Source organism: Oceanisphaera litoralis (genome assembly GCF_016907015.1).
In the GTDB taxonomy this organism is placed as follows: domain Bacteria; phylum Pseudomonadota; class Gammaproteobacteria; order Enterobacterales; family Aeromonadaceae; genus Oceanimonas; species Oceanimonas litoralis.
This window is the reverse complement of sequence record NZ_JAFBBE010000001.1, coordinates 171388-183201: the sequence shown is the minus strand read 5'-3', so window position 1 is coordinate 183201 and position 11814 is coordinate 171388. Positions and strand designations below refer to the sequence as shown.

Sequence of the window (11814 nt, the reverse complement as noted above, 5' to 3'; positions counted from 1 at the left end):
CAAGATGGAAACGACGTTCAACAGCTCGGAGCCCAGACTGCTGGAACGCTGGACACGCCGTCTGGCCTTTTCCCTGCTGGCCGGGCTGAAAGACGCGGGACTGACCATAGAAGAAGGCCAGGAAACCGTTCAATTTGGTGACCGGGAGGCCCTATTGCAGGCCAGGATCAGGGTGCTCGATCCCGGTGCCTATCGGCGCTTGATGCTCGGCGGCAGCATAGGAGCGGCCGAGGCCTGGGTGGACGGCAGCTGGCACAGCCCGGATCTGACGGCCGTGGTGCAATTGTTTGCCCGCAATATCCCGGTGCTGGACCGGCTGGAGCAGCGCCTGGGCTGGTTGACCTTTCCCTTGCACAGGCTCAAGCATCGCTTCAATCGTAACTCCCTCAGCGGCAGCCGGGCCAATATCGCCGCCCACTACGATCTGGGCAACGACATGTACCGGCTGTTTCTGGATCCCCTGATGCAGTATTCCTCGGCGGTGTTTCCCTCCAGGGATGCCAGCCTGGAAACGGCGCAGGAACACAAGCTACGGCTGATTTGCGAACGACTCGAGCTGAAGCCCGCTGATCATCTGCTGGAAATCGGCACCGGCTGGGGCGGACTGGCCTGTTTTGCCGCCCGTCATTACGGTTGCCGGGTGACCTCGACCACCCTGTCGGCCGAACAGCTCAAGCATGCCCGCGAACGGGTAGAGCAGCAGGGGGTGAGCGGGCTGGTGACACTGCTGCAGCAGGATTATCGCGATCTGCGCGGTCAGTATGACAAGCTGGTCTCGGTGGAGATGATTGAGGCGGTGGGACATGAATATCTGCCAACCTACTTCGAGTCCCTCAATCGTTTGCTCAAGCCCGAAGGCAAGTTGCTGATCCAGGCCATTACCATGACCGATCAGCGTTATGAACCCTATCGCAAGGGCGTGGATTTTATTCAGCGTTATATCTTTCCCGGTGGCTGTCTGCCCTCGGTCAGTGAAATGTGCCGGCACCTGAAAGAGCAGACCGACATGACCCTGACCCGGCTGCAGGATTACGGCCAGCATTACGCCGAGACCCTGAAAATATGGGCCGAGCGTTTTCATCAGCTGGAGCCGGCGTTGAAGAGCCTGGGCTACAGCCAGGATTTTCATCGGCTGTGGGCCTTTTACTTCGCCTACTGCGAGGGAGGGTTTCGCGAGGGCACCATAGGTCTGGTGCATTTTGAAGCAGCCAAGCCGGGAGCACGCCGATGTCTAAATGGCAGTGGACTCAACTGCTAGCCTTTGAAGGGTTCTGGCTGCTGGCGGTGGCGGGACAAAATAGCTGGAGTCTGCTGACGGTACTCCTGCTTGGGCTGCACTTTGTGTTTACCCCCAGTCGCCGGGCCGATATTCGGGTGCTGTGGCTGGCGCTGCTGGGGATGCTGGTTGACCTGCTGCTGACCCTGATGGGGGTGTTTGTTTTCGAGCAGTGGCCGCTGTGGCTGGGGCTGCTGTGGGTTGGTTTTGTGCTGACCCTGGGACACAGCCTGCACTGGATGAGGCAATTCTCATGCTGGCTGTTGATGATAACCGGCGCGCTGGCCGGTGCCAGCTCCTATCTGGCCGGCTGGAAACTGGGTGCGGTGAGCCTGCCGCTGGGATTCTGGACCAGTGCGGTGATATTGGCGTTGTTGTGGTCGGCCTTGTTGCCGTTGTTGGTACGGCTCGATCAGCGTTTGCGGAGGGAAGCATGATGAAAAAAGTTCTGTGGATACTGTGGCTGTTGGCCATGCCGTTACCCTTGTGGGCGACCCCGACGTCCGATTTGAATCAGGTCGGTCAGGGCAGCATGCGCTGGCTGTTCTGGGAGCTGTATCAGGCCCGCTTTTACAGCGCAGACGGCGCGTACCGAGCCGGTGATTTTCCCCAGGCGCTGGCCCTGCGCTATCGGCGCAATATCGGCAAGGAGGACTTGCTCGACGCCACCGTGACCGAGTGGCAGCGCCTCGGTATCGACTGGAAGCCCCAATGGCGCAACCAGCTGGATGCGTTATGGCCCTCGGTGCGCAACGGCGATGAGCTGGTCGTGCGGGTGGAGCCAACGGGGGTCAGCCGCTTTTACTTCAACTGGCAGTCACTGGGGGAGGTGTCCGATCCCGCCTTTGGCCCCGCTTTTCTGGCTATCTGGCTGTCGCCTAACAGCCGGGATCCCGGTTTGACCCGACAATTGAAAGGAAACTGATATGCGCATTCTGTTACTGAGTCTGTCACTGTGTGCAAGCCTGCTGCTGATGTCGTGCAGTAGCGACATTCATGATTATGCGGATACCCAGCCCAGGTTCGAGCTGGATCGCTTCTTCAACGGCGAGCTGGTGGCCCACGGCATGGTGCAGGACAGATCCGGCCGGGTGCTGCGCCGCTTTACGGTCGAGATGCTCGGCCGCTGGGACGGCAACCAGGGCGTGCTGGAAGAAGACTTCGTCTATGACGATGGCGAGCGGCAGCGGCGCGTCTGGCACCTGGAAAAAGGGCCAGACGGCCAGTATAGCGGTAGCGCCGCCGATGTGGTGGTGCCGGCCATCGGCCAGACCCGGGGATTTGCGCTGAACTGGCGTTATACCCTGGCGGTGCCGATCGACGGCGAGGTCTGGAATATCGACTTCAACGACTGGATGTATCTGCTTGACGAAAACCGGGTGCTCAACCGTGCCGAAATGACCAAGTGGGGTTTCAAGATCGGCGAAGTCACCCTGTGGATAGAGCGTAAAATCTAGCGCCAAGCGCCAAGCCTAACAAAAGGGGGGGTATCTTTTAGCCAGGAGCCAGGAGCCAGGAGCCAGGAGCCAGGAGCCAGGAGCCGGGCGCTCGGCGCTTTCATTATTAAAACTCCGGGCTGGAGATTTCGTCCAGCGACAGGGAAAAACTGGGCACGAATACCTCGAGAAAATAGCGGATTTCATCGTTCATACGCGCTTCCAGCATGTCGGTGAGCCGTTGCTTGGCCTGGGCAAACTCCCGGTTGCCGGCGCTGAGTTCTTCTTCACACTTCAGGTAGGCACAGAGAATATCCGCCGACTTCACCAGCTGGCTGTAGTCATCCTGCTGGTGTCCGCAGAGCAGGGGCGCATAGGCGGCCTGCAGTTCGGGGGGCAGCATCTTGAGCAGGCTTTGCTCGGCGTTGCGCTCGATATCCTTGTAGGCCCGGGCTATGTCTTCGTTGAAGTATTTGACCGGGGTGGGCAGGTCACCGGTCAGTACTTCGCTGGCATCGTGAAACAAGGCCCGCATGGCCACCTGCGCCGGATCCAGGGTGCCGTTGAAAAAGGTGTTTCTGATCACCGCCAGCGCGTGAGCCACCATGGCCACCTGCAGACTGTGCTCGGCGACGTTTTCCTGCTCTATGCTGCGCATCAGCGGCCAGCGCTGGATAAGCTTCATACGGGCCATGTGGGCGAAGAAGTGACTGCGTTTCATGGGCGTGCCTGTGTTGTCGGGGGCGATATCGTTATAATGACATCAACCGACCCCAATGGAGAAGACAACATGGACAAGCAAACCCGGACCGAACTGGAAGCCGCCGCCTTTCGTACCCTGCTGGAACATCTGGACAAACGCAAGGATGTACAGAATATCGATCTGATGAACCTGGCAGGCTTCTGTCGCAATTGCCTGAGCAAGTGGTATCTGGCTGCGGCCGAAAAGCAGGGGGTAGAGATGAATTACGATCAGGCCCGGGAGCGGGTGTACGGTATGCCTTACGACGAGTGGAAGGCGAAATACCAGCAGGAGGCGACGACCGAACAAAAGGCCGCCTTCGAGAAAAGCCACAAATAACAGCAAGTAATAGCTGTAAGCGGTCAGCTTTAAGCTGTAAGTAACCCGGTTGTTCCTGCAGGTATGGCGTTGTACCTGCAGATTTTATGCTTTAGTCATTCCGGTACTGAATCAAGTTCAGCATGACGGGCCCGGAATCGATTCTGCAGACAACTCTCTACCTACAAGCACAGCTCAGAACCTGCAACCCCCACCACTTACAGCTGATCGCTTACGGCCTGTCTCTTTAGTCACAAGTTTTTGTTGATCTTAATGAGGCCATCAGGCAAAGCGCACTGCTCAGCCGACACGCCGTAAACCCCTCCCTGGGGGCTCAAACCGCGCCATCCTTGGCGCGGATGGTCGGTTGAGCAGACACCCTTTGCCCTCCCGTCGGCAGCAGAGTGGTCTGTCAGTGGTGCTCACCGACGACTCGGCGCCTAAAAAGAGGTGGCTGGGATAGCCTCAGCCGACCATCACATGACAGGACGTCATGTGCTGAGCGTCGCAGGGATGCGGTTTAGCGTGTCGGAAGAGGCTACCCAGTTGCCTCTGAGCCTATTTTACGGACTGACAGACTTGTGACTAAGAGACAGGCTTAAAGCTCCCCGAAGGGGGATTACTTGAACACCACCGTCTTGTTGCCATAGACGAAGACCCTTTCTTCCAGCACCAGGTTGAGCGCCCGGCTCAGTACCGATTTTTCCACGTCACGGCCGGCCTTGGCCATGTCCTGGGCGGTGAAGATGTGGTTCACGTGGGTGACGTCCTGCTCGATGATGGGGCCCTCGTCCAGATCGTCGGTCACGAAATGAGCGGTGGCGCCAATCATCTTCACGCCGCGTTCAAAGGCCTGACGATAGGGGCTGGCGCCGACGAAGGCCGGCAGGAAGGAGTGGTGGATATTGATCAGCCGCTGGCGATAGCGGGCCACGAATTCAGGGCTGAGAATACGCATGTACTTGGCCAGCACCACATAATCGGGCTGATAGCGGTCTATGATCTCCGCCAGCTGTAGCTCGTGTTCGGCCCGATTCATCCCTTCGTGCGATACCGTGTGATAGGGGATGTCGAACTTCTCGGTCAGTCCGGCCAGGGTGTCGTAGTTGCCTACCACGGCGGCAATGTCGATGTTCATGGCGCCGGCGAAGCGCTTCATCAGAATATCGCCCAGGCAGTGGGCTTCCCTAGTGACCAGTATCACCACGCGCTTGTTGCCGGCGGGCACCAGTCGGCGCTGGCTACCGGCGGGCAGGGCACCGTCCAGATCGGCGAGCAGGGTATGATCGTTGAAATAGCCTTCCAGTTCGGTACGCATGAAGAAATGACCGTTATCGTAGTCCACGAATTCGTCATTGCGTATGATATTAAGCTGGTGTTGGTAACAGATGTTGGTGATCTTCGAAATCAGTCCCTTGGCATCGGGACAGTGAGTCAGCAGTATTTTTCTTTCCATGATAAGGGGTCTGTCGGCTGGTTAGGTAAAAGGGATCAGCGTCTGGCGCAGCACTGTTTGTATTTTTTTCCGCTGTCGCACGGGCAGAGCTGATTGGCACCGATTTTGGGCGGATTGAGTTGGCCGGAATGATACATCCAGCGGCCCTGCACTTGCACAAAATGGGAGCGTTCATGCAGCGTCACCACCCGGTTGTTTTCTCGGTAGCGGACCTTGAATTCCACCGCGCCTTCTTCATCGGCGGACGCACCACGGGCAAAAACAATGGTCAGATCAAGCCAGTCGGTGTCGCGTCCTGTGTGTGCCAGTTCATCAACGGTTAGCGCTCCCCGGGTATCCGGGTGCCAGCTTTGCAGCAGATAGTCGCCCAGACCCAGCACGAAGGCACTGTAGCGGGAACGCATCAGGGCCAGGGGCGTCGGCGCCGGTGAAACATCCTGCAGATAGGGTTGGCAGCAGAGCGCGAAGGGCTGCTGACTGTGGCAATAGCAACGCATGGGGAGGGGATTCCGGGATAAAAAGAAAAACAGTATGCCATGACCGCAGTAAGGTAAAAATAGAAAAACGGCTCCGAAGAGCCGTTTTTAACATCGGTAATTGAAACGGTAATCGAAGCGATGTTATTCGATGATTTCAACCTGAATGGTGGCCTGAGCCTTGGCATCAACACGACGATCGCGCTGACGCTCGGCTTCGGTCACGCCTTCGGCCAGTTCACTGCCGTACCAGGCCGTCTGGATGTTCTGGGCGGCAACGCCGCGCTGAACCAGGTAGTCTTTGGCGGCCAGAGCACGACGCTCGGACAACTTGCGGTTGTACTCGGCGCTACCCAGACGGTCGGCATAACCGGCCAGTTCAACCTGGTGATCCGGGTTCTGCTGGGCGAAGCGTGCCACTTCGTCCAGGGTGGCACGAGAGTCGCCAGACAGGTCGGACTTGTCGAAGGCGAAGTAGATGGAGCCATCGGCGGTGACGGTGCGGGTCTCATAGGTCACTTCGGGAGCCGGTTGAGGCGCAACCGGGGCCACCGGAGGCGGGGTAGCAACACCGCGGTTCGGGTGCAGCACCAGCTCCAGCATGAAGTTGTTTACGTCGGTTTCGAAGCCGTTGTTGCCCAGATCACCCATGTCTTCGACACGACGGTAGCGGGCCTGTACGTCGACCAGATCGGAGGCACGGTAGGCCACACCCAGGCCGGCCAGCGGAGAAACACCATCGTCACCGGCGCCGGTGTCGGTATCCCAGCCCAAAGCACCCAGTTCGCCGAACAGGGAGACGCGCTCACTCAGAGGAAGACGGCCGATGGCGGACAGGTTCAGCGCCTTGGTGTCTGCATCATCGCCAAAGTAATTGAAGCCCAGCTCGGCACCGAAGTACTGGTTGAAGTTATACCCGGTGAACAGGCTGACGGCTTCGGCATCCTTGTCGAGGTTGCTGTTGTTTTTGTCGATATCTTCATATTGGGCGTAACCGGCACCGGCACCCAGGTACCAGTCATTGGCCTGGGCGTTGGCAGAGATACCGGCAGCTGCGAGCGCCATTGCAATCAGAGAAGGAGCCACTGTCTTTTTCATAATTGTCTTCCTCATGTTACGAGCTTTCGGCATACAGGCCGAAATGGATGTATCACCGCAGGCTGAAAGGCGGTGAAGTGCGGAAAGTCCCTTTTGTATTTTTATTGTCCAGAGAGAACCTGATGGAACTCATTCCTCCTGTACCTGTACATCCGCACGAATAGCAGACTAGCGGGTTTCATTGAGCCCCACAAGCAGGCGAGTAACCGAAAAGGCCAAACTTGTCGCAGCCGGCACCCTGCCTCGACGCGGTTTGCACTGGTATTTGCAAAATAGTGCTGCAGTTTGCGGAAAAATTGGCGTTATATAGCGCCGCATGGTGCTATGTGAGTCTAAATCAGAATTATTTTCGGTAAAACAGAACCAGAGCATAACGAGTCTCTTTACCGGTGTTAAACTAATAAGACAGCGATACTAGTGGTTATCGGAATTCTTCGATAGGAGTAGCAATATTATGAACCCAGATACCAGCCTGGTCGGAAAAAAAATCCGGCAAATCCGCGAGGCAATGGGGCTTAGCCGTCCAAAGTTTGCCGAGCTGCTTCAGGTCCCTCCCACCACCCTGAAAAACTACGAGCTGGGATACCGGGAAGTGGGCGGCGCTTTTCTGGTGGCCCTGGCACAGCATCCCGAGCTGCACCGCTATACCCTCTGGTTGTTGTCTGACACCACCATCGACAGTGTCGGTCAGGTGAGCCCGGAGCAGGCCTCCGACTAACATCAAGACAGCGGCTATCCGCGTCTTCATGTTCATATAGCGCCCCTGAATGCATCTTCCTCCATACCGCGATGCTGGTAACTTCTTCGCGGTATCGGCAATGACTGACCCAGTGATATCATTTCCCCTTGTTGTGCCCAGAGGTTTTCCCATGTTTTACGGTGTTGATGTCGGTGGCAGCAAGATAGCCTTCGCTGTTTTTGATGAGCAGGGTCACGAGTGTGAACGCAGGGTACACCCGACTCCACAAGCCTCGTATGGGGCCTTTATGGCCTTGCTGACGGAGTGGGTGAACGCGGCCGATATTCGCTGGCAGACAACCGGTAGCATCGGCATCGGCTTTCCCGGCGTACTGGACGACAATGGCCTGATGCTGGCGCCCAATGTTCCCGCCATTCACGGCCGAGACCTGAAAGGCGACTTACAGCAGCAGCTGAAAAGACCGGTATACGCCGACAATGACGCCAACTGTTTTCTGCTGTCGGAATATCGGCAGGGGGCGGCGGACGGCGCCGAGCTGGCCCTGGCGCTGACCCTGGGAACCGGGGTTGGCGGCGCCTTGTTGCACAAGGGGCAGCTGGTGAACAGTCGCCGTGGCGGCAGTGCCGAATTCGGCCATGGGGGGATCAATGCCACCCTGCTCGAACGTCATCGGGGGCTGCCGCTGTTTCCCTGTGGTTGCGGTCTGCGCGGTTGCCTGGAAACCTATGTCTCCGGTACCGGCCTGGCGCGGCTTTATCGTCATGCCGGTGGCGCGGCCCTGTCGGGACCGGCGATTATCGACGCCTGGCAACGGGGCGAACAAGAGGCCACAGACGCTCTGTCGTGCTATCTGGATATTCTGGCGGCGGGACTGGGAGCCTTGATGACCCAGCTGGATCCGGATGTGGTGGTACTGGGGGGCGGGCTTGGGGAATATGCCTGGTTATACCGGGAGCTGGCGCATCGGGTGCCCGAATACCTGATGACAGGAGTGACGCCGGTGCCGATGCGGCCACCGGTGTTTGGCGGCAGTGGCGGGGTACGGGGTGCTGCATTATTGGCCAGGTGTGCGGCCTTGCCATTTAGCTGACCGGCTTATTTTGTTAGCATGCCTTTTTTGTACCCAAACGAAGGGAATATCATGTCGTCATATGAGACAGTAGAGCAACAGGCCAGCTACGGTGTTGGTCGTCAAATCGGTGACCAGCTGAGCCAGCAGTCCTTTGAAGGTCTGGAAGTGTCCGCCGTACAGCAAGGCCTGGCCGATGCCCTCGCCGGGGTCGATTTCGCCGTGTCCCGCGAAGACATCAACGGTGCCTTCCAGGTGATCACCCAGCGCATGCAGGAGCAGCAGGCAGCCCAGTCTTCCAAGGCCAAGGAAGAAGAAGCTGCGTTCTTCGCCGCCAATGGTGAGCGTGCCGAAGTACAGCAGACCGAATCCGGCCTGCAGTATGAAGTGCTGACTCAGGGCGAAGGCGCCAAGCCCGCCGCCACCGACACAGTGCGCGTGCATTACCATGGCACCTTCATCGACGGTTCCGTTTTCGACAGCTCTGTCGTGCGTGGCGAACCGGCCCAGTTCCCGGTGAACGGCGTGATCAAAGGCTGGGTTGAAGCCCTGCAGCTGATGCCGGCTGGCTCCAAGTGGAAGCTGTATGTGCCCCACGAGCTGGCCTATGGCGAACAGGGTGCCGGCTCCATTCCGCCGTGCTCTACTCTGGTGTTCGAGGTTGAACTGCTCGAAATCGCCTGATTTTGAAAAAACCGGCAGCCGCCGGTTTTTTTATGCCTTTGAAAGAAGGTGAAGAGTAAGGAGTAAGGCGTGATTAGTCATGATCCTCTCTCGCCTTACTCCTTACTGCTTTTTCGTTTTAAAGCCAGCGCTTATCTGGCAAACTTTCGGCTTACCCTAGTATTACGAAGAAAGGAATAACAGCATGACAAATCCGGTTCGCATCGCCGTGGCTGGTTGTAACGGACGCATGGGCAAGGTATTGGTGGAGTCCGTGACCCATACTGAGGGTGTCACCCTGACCGCCGCCATCGAACATGCCGGCTCGACGGTATTGGGTGTCGATGTGGGTGAGCTGGCCAATGTCGGTCGCCTGGGGGTGATGGTGACCGACAGTTTGGCGGCGGTGATCGAGCAGGTGGATGTGATCATCGATTTCACCCGGCCGGAAGCGACCCTGGCCAATATCGCCCTGGCCCGGCAGCACGGTAAGCGCCTGGTGATCGGTACCACCGGCTTCGACGAGGCACAAAAGGCCGACATTCACGCCGCCGCCGCCGATACCGCCATGGTGATGGCCTCCAACTACAGCGTCGGCGTCAATCTGGTGTTCAAGTTGCTGGAGCAGGCCGCCAAAGTGATGGGCGATTACACCGATATCGAAATTGTCGAAGCCCATCACCGACACAAGGTGGATGCGCCGTCCGGTACCGCGCTGAGCATGGGGGAGGTGATTGCCGATACCCTGGGCCGGGACCTGAAAGAATGCGCCGTGTATGGTCGTGAAGGCATCACCGGTGAGCGGGACCGCAACACCATCGGCTTTGCCACCGTGCGTGCCGGGGATATCGTCGGAGAACATACCGCCATGTTTGTGGACATCGGCGAGCGGGTCGAAATCACCCACAAGGCGTCCAATCGCCTGACCTTCGCCAATGGTGCCGTGCGGGCCGCCGCCTGGATTGCCAACCAGCAACCGGGTCTGTACGACATGCAGCACGTGTTGAACCTGAAGTAATGTGTTTATGCGATGAATCCGGCTCTTCCTGCATGTTTTACCCCCAGTAAAACATGAGTTGAAGCCGGTTTCGTCGCTTTAATTGAAATTGTAACAATCTGATTTTTAAGCGTTTATTTGATTGTTTTTTGTTTTACATACCTTTCTTTCATATTTTATTCCAATCGTGAATTTATACAGCTAAATCTCTTTCATTTTGTTCTTTATGCATTTTTTGTCGGTTTTTATTTCGATTTTCTCTGTTATCCGGCGACATGAAAGGTTTTTAACGAAAAAGTTTGTCGAAAACGCCGCTTTTATATAAGATACGCAGAATTTGCCCAGTATTAGCCGGGATGCAGTAATATTTTTTTTGTCTGTATTCCGGGACAGCCAGGTAAATTGTTGATTTATAAGAATTAACTTGGAGGTTGTCTTGACTCACTCAGCGCTGCTCGTATTGGAAGACGGTTCAGTCTTTCGCGGTACAGCCATCGGTGCCGACGGTTGTTCCGTCGGTGAAGTGGTATTCAATACGTCGATGACGGGATACCAGGAAATCCTCACCGACCCGTCTTATTCCCGTCAAATCGTTACGCTTACTTATCCTCATATAGGCAATACCGGCACTAATGCTGAAGATGAAGAGTCCGATCGGGTGCATGCCCAGGGCCTGATCATTCGTGATCTGCCCATATTCGCCTCTAACTTCCGCAATCAGCGCTCCCTGTCTGACTACCTGAAAGCCCATAACATAGTGGGTATTGCCGATATCGATACTCGCAAGCTGACCCGCATTCTGCGCGAAAAAGGCGCTCAGGCCGGCTGTATCATCGCCGGTGCCAATCTGGACGAGGCGGCGGCCCTGGCAGAAGCCAAGGCGTTCCCTGGCCTGAAAGGCATGGATCTGGCGAAGGAAGTCACCACAGGTGAAGCCTATGCCTGGCATGAAGGCAGCTGGACGCTGGGCGAAGGCCACAGCCAACCGGCCGAGAGCGAGCTGCCTTATCATGTGGTGGCCTATGACTACGGCGTCAAGCGCAACATACTGCGCATGCTGGTAGACCGCGGCTGTCGCCTGACCGTGGTGCCGGCCCAGACTTCGGCTGCCGAGGTGCTGGCCATGAACCCGGACGGTATCTTCCTGTCCAACGGCCCCGGTGACCCCGAGCCCTGCGACTACGCCATCAGTGCCATAAAAAGCTTCCTGGAAACCGATATTCCGGTATTCGGCATCTGCCTGGGTCACCAGTTACTGGGCCTGGCCAGCGGCGCCAAAACCATGAAAATGGGCCACGGTCATCACGGTGCCAACCATCCGGTGAAAGATCTGGACAAGAATGTGGTGATGATCACCAGCCAGAACCACGGCTTTGCGGTGGACGAAAGCTCGTTACCCGACAACGTGCGCGCCACCCATGTGTCGCTGTTCGATGGCACCCTGCAGGGTATTCATCGCACCGACAAGCCGGCGTTCAGCTTCCAGGGTCACCCCGAGGCGAGCCCGGGCCCGCATGAAGCGGCCGACCTGTTCGACCACTTTATCGATTTGATTAAGCAGTACCGCGCGTAAGGAGTAGGGA

Annotated in this window: 14 protein-coding genes; 10 read left to right on the top strand and 4 right to left on the bottom strand. The window is 57.3% G+C overall.

The window, feature by feature from the left end; translation table 11 throughout:
* The first annotated feature begins 4 nt into the window (after positions 1 to 4).
* Genes HNR62_RS00850 through HNR62_RS00835 form a run of 4 tightly spaced genes read left to right on the top strand, consistent with a single transcriptional unit; the run spans position 5 to position 2733 of the window.
* Positions 5 to 1258, top strand: a complete 1254-nt coding sequence (locus HNR62_RS00850) for an SAM-dependent methyltransferase (RefSeq protein WP_204794198.1) — start codon at positions 5 to 7, stop codon at positions 1256 to 1258.
* Positions 1228 to 1713, top strand: coding sequence for a DUF2878 domain-containing protein (locus HNR62_RS00845; RefSeq protein ID WP_204794197.1), 486 nt, complete (start codon positions 1228 to 1230; stop codon positions 1711 to 1713). Before HNR62_RS00850 ends, HNR62_RS00845 begins: the two co-directional genes overlap by 31 nt.
* Positions 1710 to 2201 carry a chalcone isomerase family protein gene (locus HNR62_RS00840; protein WP_239552504.1) on the top strand — a complete coding sequence of 164 codons (492 nt, stop codon included), beginning with the start codon at positions 1710 to 1712 and terminating at the stop codon, positions 2199 to 2201. Before HNR62_RS00845 ends, HNR62_RS00840 begins: the two co-directional genes overlap by 4 nt.
* A gap of 1 nt (position 2202) precedes the next feature.
* A complete protein-coding gene (locus HNR62_RS00835; RefSeq protein ID WP_204794196.1) occupies positions 2203 to 2733 on the top strand; it encodes a DUF3833 domain-containing protein in 531 nt (176 codons plus the stop codon).
* A gap of 106 nt (positions 2734 to 2839) precedes the next feature.
* Here HNR62_RS00835 and yfbR read toward each other — a convergent pair whose 3' ends face one another.
* Complete coding sequence (gene yfbR, locus HNR62_RS00830; protein ID WP_204794195.1) at positions 2840 to 3433, bottom strand: 5'-deoxynucleotidase; 594 nt, start codon at positions 3431 to 3433, stop codon at positions 2840 to 2842.
* 69 nt (positions 3434 to 3502) lie between these two features.
* Between yfbR and HNR62_RS00825 the strand changes: the two genes are divergently transcribed.
* The gene (locus tag HNR62_RS00825; RefSeq protein WP_204794194.1) at positions 3503 to 3793 is read left to right on the top strand and encodes a DUF1244 domain-containing protein; all 291 of its coding nucleotides are present in this window, start codon (positions 3503 to 3505) and stop codon (positions 3791 to 3793) included.
* Between the two features lie 598 nt (positions 3794 to 4391).
* On the opposite strand, the gene purU is transcribed toward HNR62_RS00825, so the two are convergent.
* The 3 genes from purU to HNR62_RS00810 form a co-directional block, all read right to left on the bottom strand.
* Entirely contained in the window at positions 4392 to 5228 is an 837-nt protein-coding gene (gene purU / locus HNR62_RS00820; protein WP_204794193.1) for a formyltetrahydrofolate deformylase, read from the bottom strand.
* A gap of 35 nt (positions 5229 to 5263) precedes the next feature.
* Positions 5264 to 5725 (bottom strand): YchJ family protein, encoded by a 462-nt coding sequence (locus tag HNR62_RS00815; protein WP_204794192.1) that lies wholly within the window; start codon positions 5723 to 5725, stop codon positions 5264 to 5266.
* A 123-nt stretch (positions 5726 to 5848) separates the two neighbouring features.
* Complete coding sequence (locus HNR62_RS00810; RefSeq protein ID WP_204794191.1) at positions 5849 to 6802, bottom strand: OmpA family protein; 954 nt, start codon at positions 6800 to 6802, stop codon at positions 5849 to 5851.
* A 454-nt stretch (positions 6803 to 7256) separates the two neighbouring features.
* Between HNR62_RS00810 and HNR62_RS00805 the strand changes: the two genes are divergently transcribed.
* From HNR62_RS00805 to carA, 5 genes are all read left to right on the top strand, one after another.
* On the top strand, positions 7257 to 7520 hold the full coding sequence (locus tag HNR62_RS00805; RefSeq protein ID WP_204794190.1) for a helix-turn-helix domain-containing protein: 264 nt from the start codon (positions 7257 to 7259) through the stop codon (positions 7518 to 7520).
* A gap of 151 nt (positions 7521 to 7671) precedes the next feature.
* On the top strand, positions 7672 to 8592 hold the full coding sequence (locus HNR62_RS00800) for an ROK family protein (protein ID WP_204794189.1): 921 nt from the start codon (positions 7672 to 7674) through the stop codon (positions 8590 to 8592).
* An 18-nt stretch (positions 8593 to 8610) separates the two neighbouring features.
* Positions 8611 to 9255 (top strand): BamJ family beta-barrel-assembly machinery protein, encoded by a 645-nt coding sequence (locus HNR62_RS00795; protein WP_476703915.1) that lies wholly within the window; start codon positions 8611 to 8613, stop codon positions 9253 to 9255.
* 184 nt (positions 9256 to 9439) lie between these two features.
* Entirely contained in the window at positions 9440 to 10252 is an 813-nt protein-coding gene (dapB, locus tag HNR62_RS00790; protein ID WP_204794187.1) for a 4-hydroxy-tetrahydrodipicolinate reductase, read from the top strand.
* A 415-nt stretch (positions 10253 to 10667) separates the two neighbouring features.
* Positions 10668 to 11804 (top strand): glutamine-hydrolyzing carbamoyl-phosphate synthase small subunit, encoded by a 1137-nt coding sequence (carA, locus tag HNR62_RS00785; RefSeq protein ID WP_204794186.1) that lies wholly within the window; start codon positions 10668 to 10670, stop codon positions 11802 to 11804.
* Positions 11805 to 11814 lie beyond the last annotated feature (10 nt).

Excerpts from the sequence above, each read along its gene's own strand:
- HNR62_RS00850 (WP_204794198.1), top strand. The coding sequence starts at position 5 with ATGGAAACGACGTTCAACAGCTCGGAGCCCAGACTGCTGGAACGCTGG.
- HNR62_RS00845 (WP_204794197.1), top strand. The coding sequence starts at position 1,228 with ATGTCTAAATGGCAGTGGACTCAACTGCTAGCCTTTGAAGGGTTCTGG.
- HNR62_RS00840 (WP_239552504.1), top strand. The coding sequence starts at position 1,710 with ATGATGAAAAAAGTTCTGTGGATACTGTGGCTGTTGGCCATGCCGTTA.
- HNR62_RS00835 (WP_204794196.1), top strand. The coding sequence starts at position 2,203 with ATGCGCATTCTGTTACTGAGTCTGTCACTGTGTGCAAGCCTGCTGCTG.
- yfbR (WP_204794195.1), bottom strand. The coding sequence starts at position 3,433 with ATGAAACGCAGTCACTTCTTCGCCCACATGGCCCGTATGAAGCTTATC.
- HNR62_RS00825 (WP_204794194.1), top strand. The coding sequence starts at position 3,503 with ATGGACAAGCAAACCCGGACCGAACTGGAAGCCGCCGCCTTTCGTACC.
- purU (WP_204794193.1), bottom strand. The coding sequence starts at position 5,228 with ATGGAAAGAAAAATACTGCTGACTCACTGTCCCGATGCCAAGGGACTG.
- HNR62_RS00815 (WP_204794192.1), bottom strand. The coding sequence starts at position 5,725 with ATGCGTTGCTATTGCCACAGTCAGCAGCCCTTCGCGCTCTGCTGCCAA.
- HNR62_RS00810 (WP_204794191.1), bottom strand. The coding sequence starts at position 6,802 with ATGAAAAAGACAGTGGCTCCTTCTCTGATTGCAATGGCGCTCGCAGCT.
- HNR62_RS00805 (WP_204794190.1), top strand. The coding sequence starts at position 7,257 with ATGAACCCAGATACCAGCCTGGTCGGAAAAAAAATCCGGCAAATCCGC.
- HNR62_RS00800 (WP_204794189.1), top strand. The coding sequence starts at position 7,672 with ATGTTTTACGGTGTTGATGTCGGTGGCAGCAAGATAGCCTTCGCTGTT.
- HNR62_RS00795 (WP_476703915.1), top strand. The coding sequence starts at position 8,611 with ATGCCTTTTTTGTACCCAAACGAAGGGAATATCATGTCGTCATATGAG.
- dapB (WP_204794187.1), top strand. The coding sequence starts at position 9,440 with ATGACAAATCCGGTTCGCATCGCCGTGGCTGGTTGTAACGGACGCATG.